The sequence below is a fragment of the Mycobacterium sp. 852013-50091_SCH5140682 genome, assembly GCF_001665685.1.
GTDB lineage: Bacteria > Actinomycetota > Actinomycetes > Mycobacteriales > Mycobacteriaceae > Mycobacterium.
Window position 1 is genome coordinate 113,086 of sequence record NZ_LZTB01000104.1, and the last position, 15,041, is coordinate 128,126.

The following is a 15,041-nucleotide window of genomic DNA, read 5'->3' on the forward strand; positions in this document are numbered from 1 at the left end:
TGACCGATTGGCCTGCGCGCGAGAGGGCTGCATCGATCTATGACATCGATCCTTATCGCCGCGGGTATTGCCCTGGTGGTCGCGACAATGCTGACTCCTGTGTTGATATTGGTGTTCTCTCGGCTCGGGTTAGGCCAGCCGATTCGCGACGAAGCCCCGAAAAGCCATCAGCGGAAGCGTGGAACGCCGACGATGGGTGGCCTGGCGATTCTCACCGCGATGTGGGTCAGCTACCTGGGCACCACCCTTGTGTCTGAGCTTGCGCTTGGTGCTGAGGGGCCGACTGCAAGTGGGCTGCTTATCCTGGGATTGGCTACCGCACTTGGTGCAGTCGGCTTCACCGACGATTTCCTCAAGCTGCGGCGTGCCCGCAACCTGGGGTTGAACAAGAGAGCCAAGAGTGCGGGCCAGTTCGTTTCGGCCATTATCTTCGGCGTTCTGGCGTTGCAGTTCCGCAACGCCCACGGACTCACCCCTGGCAGCGCTGAGCTGTCCTACGTCCGCGACATCGCTGCGGTTGCTCTGCCGCCTATGGTGTTTGTGTTGTTTTGCACCATGGTCGTCTCGGCTTGGTCGAATGCCGTCAACCTGACTGACGGTCTCGACGGGCTCGCCGCAGGCGCCATGGCAATGGTGACGGCCGCCTATGTCCTGATCACCTTCTGGCAGTTTCGAAACCAATGCGGGGGCGTCCTCGCACCCGGGTGTTATCACGTCCGAGATCCGCTGGACTTGGCCCTTGTCGCCGCCGCGACCTCCGGCGCCTGCATCGGATTCCTATGGTGGAACGCCGCACCCGCCAAGATCATCATGGGTGACACCGGTTCTCTGGCGTTGGGCGGCATCATCGCCGGGCTGTCGGTGACCAGCCGCACCGAGGTTCTGGCCATCATCCTGGGCGCGCTGTTCGTCGCCGAAGTCAGCTCGGTAGTCATCCAGGTCATCTCGTTCCGCACCACCGGCCGCCGGGTGTTCCGAAATTCTCCGCTGCACCACCACTTCGAACTCATGGGCTGGCCGGAAACGACGCTGACCATCCGGTTCTGGCTAATCACCGCCATCGCTTGCGGACTCGGGATCGCGCTCTTCTACAGCGAGTGGTTGACGGCCTCCGGGGTCTGACCCCCAGTACGAGTAGTTCGGTGCTGACGATACGGCGAGTAAAGCGCGTAGCGACATAAGGCGGGAACCGTCGCCCACGATCGTGCGATTCTCGCTGAGCAAATGGATTGGCGTCACCGGCGTCAGCGCGAAAGCTCGTGGATGTGAAGAGTTTTCTTGCTGCTGACGCATTCGCGAATCGAACCGTTGTTCTGATCGGCGGCGGATCTGGGATCGGATTCGCAGTCGCCAAAATGGTGGTTTCAGGTGGAGGTAGGGTCGTTCTGGGTGGGCGCCGCGTCAATACGCTCACAGAGGCCGCTGCCAAGCTGGGCACCTCCGCGACGTGGCAGATCGTCGACACCGCAAATCAATCCACTGTAGAGGCCCTGTTCGCTCAGCTTGACGCGGTCGACGCCATCTTCACCACGGCAGCTACCTACATCACGGGATCCTTGCGCGACCTGTCCCTAGAGGATGCCGCGTCACCTTTCGACTCAAAGTTCTGGGGCCAGTACCGCGTCGTCAAGGCCGCGTTGCCGGTGCTGACTGAGGACGCATCCGTCGTATTGATGGCAGGAGCGGCCGGTGCACGGCCAGCTGGGGCTGCGTCCGCCTATGTCGCCGTCAACGCGGCGATTGAGGGATTGGCCCGTGGACTTGCCGTCGAACTCGCGCCAGTACGAGTCAACGCGATATCGCCCGGCACCGTGGATGGCAATCTGTGGAACCGTCGCCCACAACCCGTCCGGCAGGCCGCGTTTGACCACTTCGTCGACGCGTCGATCATCGGAAGGCTAGCTCAGGAGGACGAAATCGCCGCAGCCGTAATATATTTGTTCCTCAATGGCGTTACTACGGGTTCGACGCTCTATCCTGACGGCGGCTACAGCTTGCGCTGAAGGTCAGTGCTGCATTCATCGAGTAAGGCGCCATGACCTGCTTCGCGGCGGCGAGCATACACCGCAGATGAGCTGGTGAGTTGCCGTCGGAACTATGTGATCGGCCTGTGGCCACGCGAGCACTGTCCACGAGTAGGCTCTCGGTGCCCGTGCCGAGATGTGCGTCTCGAAAGGTATTGCACTGGACTATATTTCACCGCCACGATACGTTTTGCTGAGCACAGCCGACAAGATCAGCGGTCTCTGCGGTCCCTGAGTTCTGGTTTGAGCTGAATCTGCATCTCCTCTGGGTCCATGTAATCGGTGAGGCCATATAGCGCTGCGTTGCCAAGGCCTAGTTGTTGCTGGACAAGACGTTGTTGACGGCAATGACCTGTGCCGCAGCGGGTTCGGTTTGCATCGGCCGGGGTCGGCGGTCAAATGAGTTGGGTGCGCCTTCTTAAGACGCCGAGCCAGACGCGTAGTTCGAGCAGTACTTGTTCGGTGACTTCGTCCTGGTTCTCGGAGCGCGCGATAAGCAAGGACGCCTCGCAGAGGGCTCCGTTGAGCATTTGGACAAGCGGTTCGACAGGTCGCTCGTCGAACAGACCGGTGGTTACGGCTTGTTGTAGTGCGACTCTCAGCATGGCGATTGTGTAGCGATCTTCGATAGCGCGGAGCCGTTCCCAGCCCAGTACCGACGGCGCGTCGAGCAGGGTAATGCGCTGAACGCCGGGGTCTCGGGATGCTTCGAGGAAGGCTCGAAAACCGGCTTCCAATCCGTCCTGGTCATCACGCCGGGCAGCGTGGGCAGCGATCGACAGTTCGGCGAGCCGCTGCTGCTCCTGTTCGTACACGGCTGCGAAGAGCTCCAGCTTGTTCGGGAAATGGTGGTACAGCGCTCCGGTGGTAACCCCGGCAGCGCGCACCACATCGTCGAGCGGTGTCGCGGCATAGCCCTGTGCGGCGAACAGTTCGCGTGCGGCAGCGATCAGCTTTGTCGTCGTCGCCGCGGTGCGGTCATGTTGCGTACGAGCCATCCGTCAAGTTTACATACTTGCCTTACGTATCTTCGTTATGCTATTACGTAGTCATGTTACGTAATAGGAATATGGAAGTGCCGGTGAGGGGCAATTGCCACGGTCCGCAAGCTCCTTCTTGGTGGGCGACGGCGTCACGACCGATGGCAGCGTCGTGATAGCGGTCTGCGGAGCTACCGGCTACACCGGCCGACAGATCGCCCAGACGTTGGCTGAGCGCGGCTATCCCGTGATGCTGGCCGGCCGCACGCGAGCCGGTTTGGAGACGCTCGCCGACCAACTCGGCGGGCAGGTGAGAGTGCACGTGGCCGCGCTCGACGATCGCAAAGCGTTAGCGGCATTAGCAGCGCGAGCATCGGTAATCGTCAACTGTGTGGGCCCGTTTGTGAACAGCTGCCGCCCTATCGCCGAAGCAGCCATTGCCGGTCAGGCGCATTATGTCGACATTTCCGCCGAGCAACGCGGGAGTCGGTGGTGCTACCAGGACGGGGATGCTCTCGCCCGCTCCGGCCAGGTTGCGCTGCTCCCATCGTTCGGTTTCTACTCCGTGCTCGCTGACCTACTAGTCGAACGCGCGTGTGCAGGCCTGGGACCAATCGCAGAGGTGGAGGTGGCCTATTGGATCGACGATTGGCGGCCGATCGGCGCCAGCTTGGTGTCGCGCTTTGAGGCGATGGGCCAAGAATGGTTCGAACACGATCGCGGCGTGCCACGTTCACGCCGACGCTTTCCGCGCACCAGCTTCTTCGATTTCCCGCCACCGATCGGGCGCCGTCGCGTTGGCCTGTACCCAGTGGCTGAGGTGTTCACCATTCCTTGGCACATCGACGTCGACCGGCTCACCACCCGACTCACCACGTCAACGCTCGGGCCGGCGCCGCTGGGGCGGTTCCTGCCTGCCATCGCCAACACTGCCGGCGCGTTGATGCGCACCCCGGCTCGACCGCTCATCGAGCGCGGGGTCGCCGCGATGTGGCGTGGGTCGGCCAGCGGCATCGCCGAGGGGGATCCCACCCGGTTCATGGTGGCCGTCCACGCCCGCGGGAAAACCGGAACCGCACGAGGATGGATAAGGGGCCGGGGTATCTACGACATCACCGCGCCGATTACCGCCGAGGCCGCCACTCGGGCCAGCCAGCAGAACTTCACCTCTACCGGCACTCTCGCTCCGTCCCAGGTCCTGGACCTCGATCATCTGCTGGGTGCCCTGGATGGGTTCGACCTCGAGCACGGCACCACCAGTCCGTCGGAGACCAGGTCATGAGCGATATCGCCGCACGGCCCGCCCACAACGCCCGCGTGGTCGAGATCGCGCGCCAGCTGATCCGGTTCGACACCACCAACCCACCAGGCAACGAACGAGCCTGCATTGAGTACATCGCCGAACTGATTCTTGGCGCTGGGCTAGAACCCCACATCGTCGCCGAGGACCCTCAGCGGCCCAATCTCGTTGTCCGGCTGGAAGGTCAGCAGTCCGAAGTAGGGTTACTGATGCACGGCCACGTCGATGTCGTCCCGACCGCGGGTCAACCGTGGGATGTGGCTCCGTTCGAGGCCCGTGTCATCGACGATGCCCTGTGGGGACGAGGAGCCCTTGACATGAAGGGCGGTCTCGCAATGATGCTCGAAGCCCTTCTTCGACTGCGCGACAACAACATACGACCATCACATGACATTGTGTTCGCCGCGTTCGCCGACCAAGAGGAGGGCAGCGAATTCGGCGCCACCCACGTCCTGGAAAACCGCCCGGATCTGTTCAGCGGGGTGCGCTACGCGATCGGCGAGATGGGCGGGTTCTCCACGACCGTGTCGGGTCGACGGTTCTATCCGATCGCGGTGTGCGAGAAACAATGGTGCACCCTGACAGTCACCGTGCGAGGCACGCCCGGGCACGGGTCGGTGCCCGTGCTGGACGGGGCGATGCCCAAACTGGCACGCGTACTGACCCGGCTGGCCGCGCAACGGTTACCCGTTCACATCACCCCGACAGCACAAGACATGGTCACCGGCATCGCCGACCAACTCCCATTGCCACAGCGGATGGCCTTGCAGGCATTGTTACGGCCGATCCTCACCGATCGTCTTCTCGGGATCGGTGGACGCGAATTGGCCGCGTTCGACGCGATGTTGCATAACACCGTCAACCCCACCCGCATTCACGCCAGCACCCGGATCGACGCCGTACCGGCGGCCATCTCCGTCGACCTAGACGGCCGCGTCCTACCCGGGCGTACTGCAGCTGAACTCGCCAACGAAGTCCAACACGTCTGCGGAACCGACGCGACGGTCGATCTGACCGACGTCTACGAAACCGCGGGTCCGGTCGACGATTACGGCATCTTCAACACTCTCGCCCAGGCCATCACAGACGTCAACCCCGACGCTCGCCCCGTTCCGTTTATCTTGCCCGGGTGCACCGATGCACGCTTTTTGGCCCGTCTCGGTATCCAAGGCTACGGATACCTGCCGATGAAGCTTCCCGACGGCTTCAATCCCGCCGAACTGATCCATGCCCCGAACGAACGAATTCCGTTGACGGCACTGCAATTCGGCGCCGATGTCATCGAACGCCTGCTCTGCGTCCCGCTTGAGCAATGCCCACCATCCCGACGTCAACCAACACCCTGGGGCATCGGCGAGCGGCCCAACTCAAACTGAAATGTCCGACACGGCAAGGAAACCCACGCACCCCCACATCGACCCTGCCTTTGCGCACGAAAACCCGAACGGAAGACTCGAATAGTCATGGCTGTGAGCAATCAACCCGACAACAACATCGACGCACCCACTCACCCGACCGATGCCACAGCGAAAGAACCGTTACTGGGCAGCGTGAACGTCAGGACAGGTGGTCGCGTTGGTGGATCGCGCAGCATCGAACTGGGTGAACCACAAACGATTGTGCTGCCGCAAGGTCGCATTCAGTACCGGGAGCGTGGCCAAGGCCCAGTACTGCTTTTCGTCCACGGGCTTTACGTCAACGCCGACCTATGGCGAAAAGTAGTCCCGCAGTTGTGCGCACGCTATCGGTGCATCGTCGTCGACTGGCCGCTCGGCGCGCACGCCTACCCAATGGCCGCGACCGCAGACCTCACCCCAACCGGTATCGCCGACCTTATCGCCGACGTCATCACCACCCTTGGTCTCAGTGACGTCACCGTCATTGCTAACGACACAGGTATCGCCTACACCCAAGTCTTTGTCGCCAACCACCCCGACAAGCTGGCACGACTCGTCCTGACCCCCGGCGACGTGATCTGGAATTTTCTACCGGTACCCATCAAGTGGATGCGTCCACTCAGCCAACTCCCCGGCGGGATCAATGTGATCGCCCGCTTCTGGAACAGCGGCCTCGGACGATCGTTAATCATGACGCCGCTAACAAAAACCCGGCCGGCGGAAGCGGTGCTGGACTCATGGTTCCGACCAGCAACCCAAGACCAGGAACTGCGACGCGACCTCGTCAAACTACTGCGGGCTGCACGTCCCCGCGCCGCCATCACCGCCGCACGTCAACTACATCGATTCACTGGCCCTGCGTTGATCGCCTGGAGCGCATCCGGCAACGTCATCTTCCCCCGCCGGCACGCCCACCTGCTGCGAAAACTACTCGCAGATGCGCAACTCGATCTCATACCGCGCACGCGAGCGTTCATCTCCGAGGATCAACCCGAACTCCTCGCTGAAGCCATCGACCAGTTCGTAAAGACCAAGCCGCTCAGCTGATCCCCCTACGTCGCTGAAGGGCGAACCAACATCTCACGGTCAGCCAGCGCTGACACCAGGACCAGAGCGACCTGCCTATTTGCAACAGATCACCCCGTTCGAGAAGCGAGTTCATCATGTCCCATCGCAACGCCCCGCTCTCTCCAGAAGGTCGCCGCCGTCTAGTGGAGCGCTGCCAGGATCGCCCGATTGCGCATGTCGCAGCCGAGATGGGCATATCACGGTCGTGTGCATCAAAGTGGGTCAACCGCCATCGCCAATATGGAGAACTCGGACTACAGGATCGATCGTCAACGCCGCATCGCCAGCCGACAGCGATCCCGGCTGAGGTCATCGACACGATTGAACATTTGCGGCGCACACGGAAATGGTCCGCGACGCGAATCGCCTTCGGACTCAACAACGACGGAATCGTGATCAGCCGCCGAACCGTCACCCGCCATCTGGCGTACCTCGGTCTGAATCGCCGACGGTTCATCGATCCCAACGGGGACACTAACCGGCAGTCAAGGCCGATCATCGCCAAACGTCCCGGGCACCACATCCACCTTGACGTCAAGAAAGTCGGACGGATCCCCGACGGCGGCGGATAGCGCATCCATGGGCGCGGCAGCGATCACTCTCGCGCAGTGGCCCGACAAAGGGTCGACAGCGCACGCGGAGGCTACATCTTCCTACACTCCGCGATCGATGGGTACTCCCGCCTCGCTTATACTGAAGCGCTGCCAGATAAAAAGGCAACTGCAGCTATCGGTTTCATGCATCGGGCACGAGCGTGGTTCGCCGCACACGGCATCACCAGGATCGAGCGCATCATCACCGACAACGGCGCTTGCTATCGGGCCGCGGCGTTTGACCGGGCGATGCTCGGCGCCCGCCACCAACGAATCACGCCCTACACACCGCGCCACAACGGAAGGGTGGAGCGCTACAACCGAATCCTCGCAGAGGAGTTCCTCTACGCGCAGGTCTGGTTATCAGAACACCAACGTACCGAGGGCCTCTGTATCTGGAACGTGCACTACAACTACCACCGTCCCCACGGTGCAGTGGGCGGACAACTGCCGGCAGCGGCCCTCGCGAACAACGTCACCAACGTCATGGCCTCATACACCTAGTACGTCGCCATGGTCTGAGAACCCGCGAGCGGACTTCTCCGGCGAGCAGACGCGGACGTATCCCGACACGCCGCGTTTCCCGTACCGCGGTGTCTGTTCGCGCGGGTTCGCGGCCTTCCCCCGATCGGGGGACAGCAGGTTCACCTGATGCGTGGGCCGGTCGGTCGATACTGACGCGTGTCGCAGTGGGGCATTCTTTTCTCAACACCGGATCACACCGGATGAGAACTTCAAAAGCCCACTGAGACAAAGGATCTGATCATGAGCATCTCCTGCCGCATCGCCGCCGGATACGCCGCTGGTGTAACTCTCGTCGCCGCTCCGGTCCTCATCTTCCTCGGTGCTGCCTCGGCCCGCGCCGATGTCTCGCCTGTCAACACCGGCCCGTCGGTGAGCCACCACGAGGCGTTCCCGGGCCAGCAGAACCTCCCGCAGCCCGGCACCGCGGTGCATCACCACCACCAGAACAACCACGCCTGATAGGCGTTGCCCGAGGAGCCCGGACATTGTCCGGGCTCTTCACTTGTGTGGGCACCCTTGAGCAGGGTCCCCGCGCGCCCTCTCTTAGACATTCGCACAAACTTCCCGAGCGAGGATGTGCCGCGATGCGGCTGGCGCGCAGCCACGCCGCTCGTCACGATTGGGCCACTTCGGCTCAAGGAGGAAATGTGGCGCTTGGAAGCCCAGAGAGTGTTGCCGACGATCCGGTGACGCCGTCGCGCACGACCGGTCACGATGTTCTGAACCGCGGCTTCGGCTTCCGTGCCGCGTTGTCCCTCGCGTTCGCCGACATCTCGCCGATCGTGGCGCTGTACGCGATCTTCGCGCTCGGCCTGTTCGCGGCAGGCCCCCGGTTCTTCTGGGCTTTCCCGATCGTGCTGTGCGGGCAGTTGCTCGTCGCGCTGGTCTTCGGTGAACTGGCCTCGCGTTTTCCGTACGCGGGCAGCGTCTACCAGTGGGCGCGGCACGCCAAGGGCACCACGTGGGGCTGGACGGCGGCGTGGGCCTACATCTGGGGCCTCACCCTGACCCTCTCCACGATGGCTTATGCCGCCGCGGGGTTCATTCTCGAAGTGTTCGGAGTCGAGTCGCCCAGCCGCTGGCTGCTTGCCGCGGTCTCGATTGGCGTCATCTGCTTCACCGCGGCCGCCAACATGATCGGCCGCCAGGTCCTCAAGGTGATGATCGTCGCGAGCATCATCTGCGAGATCGTCGGCTCGGTCGGGCTGGGCACTGTGCTGTTGCTGTTCCATCGCGTCAACCCGGTGTCGACGCTTTTCCAGGGACTCCCGGACGGCTCCGGAAGCACGTTGAGCACCATGCTCGTCGCGGTCGCCTTCGTGGGTTGGGCGTTCCTGGGCTTCGAGTCGGCAGGGTCGATCGCCGAGGAGGTCGAAGACCCCGAACGCAACGTGCCGAAGGCCATCGTCTTCGCCCTGCTGCTGGTCGGCATCATCGTGATGTACTCCGCGGCTGCCGTCATCCTCGCGATCCCTGACCTGTCGGCGGTGCTCAGCGCGCAGAGCGGCGATCCGGTGTCGGCGACCCTGACGGCGCAGCTGGGCTCCTCGATCGCCAAGCCGCTGCTGTTGATGTTCGTCATCGGCTTCATGTCGGCATGCCTGGCGGTGCAGTCGGCGGTGTCGCGGGCCGTGTACGGGATGGCGCGTGACCGCGCTCTGCCCGGTGCCGCGTTCCTGTCGAAGCTGGGTGGCCCCGAGCGGATGCCGATCCGCGCGATCGGGCTGACCGCGGTGGTCGCCGCGTTCTTCCTGCTGTTCGCCGGCTCCGACCTGTACAACGTGCTGGTCAACTTCTCGGTGATGGGTCCCTACATCGCGTTCGCCGTGCCGGTCTTCGCCGCCGCACTGACCCGGCTCGCCGGGCGCTGGGTTCCCGGCGTGTTCACGCTGGGGCGCTGGGGTGCTCCGGTGACGTACGCGGCCGCCGCGTGGCTGGCCTTCGAGGTGCTCAACGTGTTGTGGCCGCGCATGCAGCCTGGGCAGCCGTGGTTCGTCAATTGGAGCATGGTCATCTCCCTGGTGAGCTTGGGCATTCTCGGCGTGGCCGTGTACGTGAGGTGCCGCGATCGGATCACGGTCCCGGTCGGGGAACGCGTCGACGCCGCAGAGGTCGACGGGTCGTAACCGCACGTCGCCAAGAGCCCGGGCATCTGCCCGGGCTCTTTGTCGTTGGTGGGCCCGGTCCTGCGTAGCGGCGGGCCCTCGGGCGCCTGCCTTTTCTCGCGAACAGACACACAAGTCCGCGACACGCCGAGTTTCCGGTACCGCGGTGGCTGCTCGCGCTGGGGTGGCGCCTTCCCCCGATCGGGGGACAACGGGTTCACCCGACGCGTGGGCTGGTCAGCCGATACTGATGCGCGCCGCGGCGGGGCATTCTTGTATCAACACCGGATCACACCGGATGAGAACTTCAAAAGCACACTGACACAAAGGATTTGATCATGAGCATCGCTCGCCGCATCGCCGCCGGTTTCGCCCTCGCTGCCGCTCCCGCGATCATCGCGCTTGGCGCCGCCTCCGCCAGCCAGGCCGAGACCTCCGCGGTCAACACAGGTCCCTCGGTCAGCCATCACGAGGCGTTCCCCGGTCAGCACAACTTCCCGCAACCCGGCACCGCGGTGCATCACCACCACCAGAACAACCACGCCTGATCTGCGTTGCCCGAGGAGCCCGGACGATCGTCCGGGCTCTTCTCATTCCGGCAGCCCGAATCTGAGCAGATCCCCAGCATTGCGTGCCAGGCTGGGGCTATGGCTGCCAATCACACTGCGCGCCGTTCGCCGCTGCGCGCCGACCTCGTCCTGTCCGGCGGCGGCGTCAAAGGCATCGGACTGGTGGGTGCCGTCGTCGCGCTGAAGGACGCGGGATACGAGCTCCAGCGGATATCGGGCACGTCGGCGGGTTCGCTGGTCGGGGCGGTGGTGGCAGCGGCGACGCAGGGCGATCAGCTGACCAGCGATCAGCTGCGGGAACTGGCGCTGAGCGTGCCCTATCGGAAGTTCCGCGACAGCGGGCCCATCGAACGCATCCCGATCCTGGGGCCGGCCTGGGGGCTGCTGCGTGAGACCGGGATCTACCGAGGCGATTTCGCTCACGACTGGATGCGTACCGAGCTGAAGAACCTGGGCGTCAGCACCTTTGGCGACATGGCCATCGACGACGACCAACTGCCGCCGGAGCGGCGCTACCGCCTGGTCGTCACCGTCACCGACCTGACGTCGGGTCAGTTGGTGCGGTTGCCCTGGGATTATCGACGGCTCTACGGTCTTGACCCTGATGAGCAGTTGGTAGCCGACGCCGTGCGCGCCTCGATGGCCATCCCTTTCCTGTTCCAGCCCGTCACCTTGGAAGGCGTCGGCGGGGAGCGGTACACGCTCGTTGACGGGGGCGTGCTGTCCAACTTCCCGATCGATTCCTTCGACCGGACCGACGGCAAGGTGCCGCGGTGGCCCACGTTCGGCGCGACCGTGATTCCGTACCTGCCTGCGCCGACCATCGAGCAGCTGATTCCCGGGCTGGCGCCCCTGCACGGGCCGCCGCTGCTGGAGAGCCTGATCACCACCATGCTGGTCGGCCACGACCAGACCTACCTCAACCAACCGTGGGTGAAGGTGCGGGCCATCCAGGTGGATTCGACGGCTACCGGGGTGCTCGACTTCGACATCACCCGCGACGAAGCCGAGGTGCTCTACGACAACGGGTATCAGGCGGCCACCGACTTCCTGTCCACCTGGAACTGGCCGGCCTACATCGAGCGCTTCCGCGCGGATCATCGGGGAAGCTGACCTGCGATGCACCGATTGTCGGGGGCGATGGTCGTGCTGGGCGTGATCGTTGCGCTGCAGGCGGGTTGCGCGACGGCTCACCCGTCGGCGCCGGCGGCGCCGATACCGTCGACCCCGCCGATGGGGTGGAACTCGTGGAACTCCGGCATCGTGCTCACGGAGAAGAACATCGACGACACGATCGATGCGATGGTGTCGTCGGGGATGCGTGAGGCGGGCTATCGCTACGTCAACATCGACGCGGGTTGGGCGGCGCCGCAACGGGATTCCAAGGGCGAGTTGCAAGCGGACCCGGTACGGTTCCCCGAAGGTATGGCCGCGGTGGCCCGGCACGCTCATGACCGCGGCATGCTTCTCGGGCTCTACGCCAGCCCGTTCGACGAACGGTGCAGCGCCCAGCCCGCACTCGCCAGCGTCGGGCATGAGGACACCGACGCGCACGAGTTCGCCGACTGGGGTGTGGACTACCTGAAGTACGACTGGTGCCGCGACGAGGCCGATCACACCCACCAGGTGAAGGTGTTCACCGCCATGCGGGACGCGTTGCGCGCCACCGGCCGTCCCATCCTGTACAGCATCAACCCGAACAGCTCCGACGATCCGACCGCGGGCTCACGCTACGACTGGTCGGACGTCGCCGACATGGCCCGCACCACAACCGATCTGGTGCCGGTATGGCGGGACAGCATGCCCTCGCTCGGGCCGGCGGACCCTTTCGACGACCACGCCTTCCTCGGCGCACCCGACCAATTCGCAGCTGCTGCAAAGGTTGTCGGGCCGAGCAAGCGCGGGTACTGGACCGATCCCGACGCTCTCGTCGTCGGGGTGAGCTGGAGCGATTTCGTCGCACACCACCTGCCCTCGGTCCGCAACCATCTGAAGTTCAGCCCAACCCAGCTGCCCGACGCTCAGCTCAGCCGACTGCTGCTGCGGCAACCCGACATGACTGCCGACGAACAGCGGGCGAACCTGTCGCTGTGGGCCATGCTGTCGGCACCGCTGATCGCGGGCAACGACGTTCGGTCCATCACTGCCCAGACGCGCGACATTCTCATCAACCCCGACGTGATCGCAATCGACCAAGATCCCGCGGTCGGGCCTGCACGGCCGATGGCCGACCCCCGGGTCCTGGTCAAGCCGCTCTCCGACGGCACGGTGGCGGTCGCGTTGTACAACTCGGACGACACCCCGCAGATGATCTCCACGACCGCCGTGCAGATCGGGATGGGCCCGGCAACCTGCTACGCGGTACGAGATCTGTGGGCTCGCACCAAGACCCACACCCTCGACGTCATCGGTTGGGAACCGGTGCCCCCGCACACGGTGACGCTGCTGAAGGTCAGTCCGGGGTGTCGGTAGGCGTCTCGGCCGGTATCTGTTCGGCAGGGACAGGACGCAGCAGCGCCCACCCGATGAACGTGGCCGATACGGCGATCAGCACCAGGCCCACCCACCAGTTGGCGCTGGTACCGACGTAGAGGTCGACCGTGTTGTGCGCGGTGGACGGCTCGTGCGGACCGAGAATCGCGGGCGCGAATCCGGCGATGGTCAGGAGCACGCCGAAGATGCCCAGCAGTGCACCCACGATGTTGCGGATGTCGAACAGACGCGCAAACACGGGCACCTCCTAATGGAACACGATGTTGAGGACGACGACGCAGGCCAGCATCACGCTGGCCAGCGGAACGGGTTTGAGGTACCAGGGCTTTCCGGCATCCTCGGGATCGCCGAACAGTTTCACCGGGGTCTGTGAGTACACCAGCCCGGTGAGCTCCGCCTCCGGTTTGGGTGCGGTCACCAGGCTCACCACGACGCTGACGATAATGTCGACGACGAACGCGGCGCTGGCCGCCAGGAACGGCATGCCCTGCCCGGGCAAGTCGATCACCCCGGCCTTGGACAGCGCGAAAACGGTGATGGCCGAGAGTGTTCCGGCCACCAGACCGGTCCAGCCGGCGGTCGCTGTCATCCGCTTCCAGAACATGCCGAGGATGAACGTCGCGAACAGCGGCGCGTTGAAGAAGCCGAACAGCGTCTGCAGGTAGTCCATCAGGTTCGAGTAGCCCGAGGCGATCAGCGCGGTGAAGATCGCCAGCACTGTCGCGGCGACGGTCGCGAACCGGCCGACCTGGATGTAGTAGTGGTCGGGCCGATCCTTGACGATGTACTGCTGCCAGATGTCGTAGCTGAACACCGTGTTGAACGCCGAGACGTTGGCGGCCATACCGGCCATGAACGACGCGATGAGGCCGGTGACGGCCACCCCCAGCAGGCCGTTGGGCAGGATGTCGCGCACCATGAGCAGGATGGCGTCGTTGTAGGTGACCTGGCCGCTCCCGGTGGACTTCAGCTGCATCACGTCGCCGATGGTGGCCGCGGCGATCATGCCGGGCAGCACCACCACGAACGGGATGAGCATCTTCGGGAAGGAGCCGATGATCGGCGCGCGGCGCGCCGCCGACATCGAGCTGGACGCCATGGCGCGTTGCACCTCGACGAAGTTGGTGGTCCAGTAGCCGAAGGACAGCACGAACCCGAGGCCGAACACGATGCCGATCACCGACCACACGGGGCTGGTGAAACCGCTGAGCGCCTGGCCGGGCCAGGTGGTGAGCTGCTCGTGGGTGGTGGCGGTCACCGAGCCGTCGGCCTTGACGGTGTTGATCACCTTGTCCCGCAGACCGTTCCAGCCGCCCACCTTGATGAGCCCGAAGATCGTCAGCGGCACGAGTGCGGCGAGGATGACGAAGAACTGCAGAACTTCGTTGTAGATCGCCGCCGAGAGCCCGCCCAGGGCGGTGTAGGTCAGCACGATCGCCGCGGCGACGATCAGCGAAACCCATTGCGACCAACCGAGCAACGCGTTGATCACTGTCGCCAGCAGGAACAGGTTGACGCCGGCGATCAACACCTGCGCAACGGCAAAGCTGATGGCGTTCACCAGGTGGGCGCCGGGGCCGAAGCGTCGGCGCATGAATTCGGGGACGCTGCGCACCTTGGAGCCGTAGTAGAACGGCATCATGATGACGCCCAGGAACAGCATCGCCGGGACGGCGCCGATCCAGTAGTAATGCATTGTGGCCAGGCCGATTTGGGCGCCGTTGGCCGACATGCCCATGATCTCGACCGCGCCCAGGTTCGCCGACACGAATGCGATGCCGGTGACCCACGCGGGTAGCCGGCGGCCGGACAGGAAGAAATCGAGGCTGGATGTTATCTGGCTGCGGGCCAGAAGGCCGATGCCGAGCACGAATACGAAATAGATCGCGATCAGCGCATAGTCGAGTATGCCGACGTTCAAGTGCAGGACGCTGGTATTCGTTTTCGCTCCTTCGTCCAGAGGTCAGGAAAGATACTAGTGTTCGGA

General features: G+C 64.0%; 13 protein-coding genes and 1 pseudogene. 11 read left to right on the top strand and 3 right to left on the bottom strand.

Features of this window, described 5'->3' with window-relative positions; translation table 11 throughout:
- The first annotated feature begins 39 nt into the window (after window positions 1-39).
- Both mraY and A5784_RS27405 read left to right on the top strand, forming a co-directional pair.
- A complete protein-coding gene (mraY, locus tag A5784_RS27400) occupies window positions 40-1,122 on the top strand; it encodes a phospho-N-acetylmuramoyl-pentapeptide-transferase (RefSeq protein ID WP_064948006.1) in 1,083 nt (360 codons plus the stop codon).
- 143 nt (window positions 1,123-1,265) lie between these two features.
- The gene (locus A5784_RS27405) at window positions 1,266-2,003 is read left to right on the top strand and encodes an SDR family oxidoreductase (RefSeq protein ID WP_064948063.1); all 738 of its coding nucleotides are present in this window, start codon (window positions 1,266-1,268) and stop codon (window positions 2,001-2,003) included.
- A 416-nt stretch (window positions 2,004-2,419) separates the two neighbouring features.
- Here the strand turns inward: A5784_RS27405 and A5784_RS27410 are convergent, their stop codons facing one another.
- Window positions 2,420-3,022: a TetR/AcrR family transcriptional regulator gene (locus tag A5784_RS27410; RefSeq protein ID WP_064948007.1), complete on the bottom strand. Its 603-nt coding sequence runs from the start codon at window positions 3,020-3,022 to the stop codon at window positions 2,420-2,422.
- Between the two features lie 121 nt (window positions 3,023-3,143).
- Here A5784_RS27410 and A5784_RS27415 point away from each other — a divergent pair, with 121 nt between their 5' ends.
- From A5784_RS27415 to A5784_RS27455, 9 genes and pseudogenes are all read left to right on the top strand, one after another.
- Complete coding sequence (locus A5784_RS27415; RefSeq protein ID WP_064948008.1) at window positions 3,144-4,286, top strand: saccharopine dehydrogenase NADP-binding domain-containing protein; 1,143 nt, start codon at window positions 3,144-3,146, stop codon at window positions 4,284-4,286.
- Window positions 4,283-5,680 carry a M20/M25/M40 family metallo-hydrolase gene (locus A5784_RS27420; protein ID WP_064948009.1) on the top strand — a complete coding sequence of 466 codons (1,398 nt, stop codon included), beginning with the start codon at window positions 4,283-4,285 and terminating at the stop codon, window positions 5,678-5,680. The genes A5784_RS27415 and A5784_RS27420 overlap by 4 nt, the downstream gene beginning before the upstream one ends.
- A 93-nt stretch (window positions 5,681-5,773) precedes the next feature.
- On the top strand, window positions 5,774-6,748 hold the full coding sequence (locus A5784_RS27425; RefSeq protein ID WP_197514888.1) for an alpha/beta fold hydrolase: 975 nt from the start codon (window positions 5,774-5,776) through the stop codon (window positions 6,746-6,748).
- A 116-nt stretch (window positions 6,749-6,864) separates the two neighbouring features.
- Window positions 6,865-7,866 (top strand): annotated as a pseudogene (locus A5784_RS27430) (IS481 family transposase).
- 261 nt (window positions 7,867-8,127) lie between these two features.
- Window positions 8,128-8,346, top strand: a complete 219-nt coding sequence (locus tag A5784_RS27435; RefSeq protein WP_064948010.1) for a hypothetical protein — start codon at window positions 8,128-8,130, stop codon at window positions 8,344-8,346.
- A 188-nt stretch (window positions 8,347-8,534) separates the two neighbouring features.
- Window positions 8,535-10,013 carry an amino acid permease gene (locus tag A5784_RS27440; protein WP_232006260.1) on the top strand — a complete coding sequence of 493 codons (1,479 nt, stop codon included), beginning with the start codon at window positions 8,535-8,537 and terminating at the stop codon, window positions 10,011-10,013.
- Between the two features lie 317 nt (window positions 10,014-10,330).
- Window positions 10,331-10,540, top strand: coding sequence for a hypothetical protein (locus A5784_RS27445; protein ID WP_064948011.1), 210 nt, complete (start codon window positions 10,331-10,333; stop codon window positions 10,538-10,540).
- A 99-nt stretch (window positions 10,541-10,639) separates the two neighbouring features.
- Window positions 10,640-11,674 carry a patatin-like phospholipase family protein gene (locus A5784_RS27450; RefSeq protein WP_064948012.1) on the top strand — a complete coding sequence of 345 codons (1,035 nt, stop codon included), beginning with the start codon at window positions 10,640-10,642 and terminating at the stop codon, window positions 11,672-11,674.
- 6 nt (window positions 11,675-11,680) lie between these two features.
- Window positions 11,681-13,033 carry a glycoside hydrolase family 27 protein gene (locus A5784_RS27455; protein WP_064948013.1) on the top strand — a complete coding sequence of 451 codons (1,353 nt, stop codon included), beginning with the start codon at window positions 11,681-11,683 and terminating at the stop codon, window positions 13,031-13,033.
- On the opposite strand, the gene A5784_RS27460 is transcribed toward A5784_RS27455, so the two are convergent.
- Entirely contained in the window at window positions 13,014-13,292 is a 279-nt protein-coding gene (locus A5784_RS27460) for a hypothetical protein (RefSeq protein WP_232006261.1), read from the bottom strand. The two genes, A5784_RS27455 and A5784_RS27460, sit on opposite strands and share 20 nt — an antisense overlap.
- A gap of 9 nt (window positions 13,293-13,301) precedes the next feature.
- The gene (locus A5784_RS27465) at window positions 13,302-15,014 is read right to left on the bottom strand and encodes a sodium:solute symporter family protein (protein WP_064948015.1); all 1,713 of its coding nucleotides are present in this window, start codon (window positions 15,012-15,014) and stop codon (window positions 13,302-13,304) included.
- Window positions 15,015-15,041: the final 27 nt, after the last annotated feature.

Bases quoted from the DNA above. Each gene is read 5' to 3' on its own strand.
- mraY (WP_064948006.1), top strand. From the start codon at position 40: ATGACATCGATCCTTATCGCCGCGGGTATTGCCCTGGTGGTCGCGACA.
- A5784_RS27410 (WP_064948007.1), bottom strand. From the start codon at position 3,022: ATGGCTCGTACGCAACATGACCGCACCGCGGCGACGACGACAAAGCTG.
- A5784_RS27420 (WP_064948009.1), top strand. From the start codon at position 4,283: ATGAGCGATATCGCCGCACGGCCCGCCCACAACGCCCGCGTGGTCGAG.
- A5784_RS27435 (WP_064948010.1), top strand. From the start codon at position 8,128: ATGAGCATCTCCTGCCGCATCGCCGCCGGATACGCCGCTGGTGTAACT.
- A5784_RS27445 (WP_064948011.1), top strand. From the start codon at position 10,331: ATGAGCATCGCTCGCCGCATCGCCGCCGGTTTCGCCCTCGCTGCCGCT.
- A5784_RS27450 (WP_064948012.1), top strand. From the start codon at position 10,640: ATGGCTGCCAATCACACTGCGCGCCGTTCGCCGCTGCGCGCCGACCTC.
- A5784_RS27455 (WP_064948013.1), top strand. From the start codon at position 11,681: ATGCACCGATTGTCGGGGGCGATGGTCGTGCTGGGCGTGATCGTTGCG.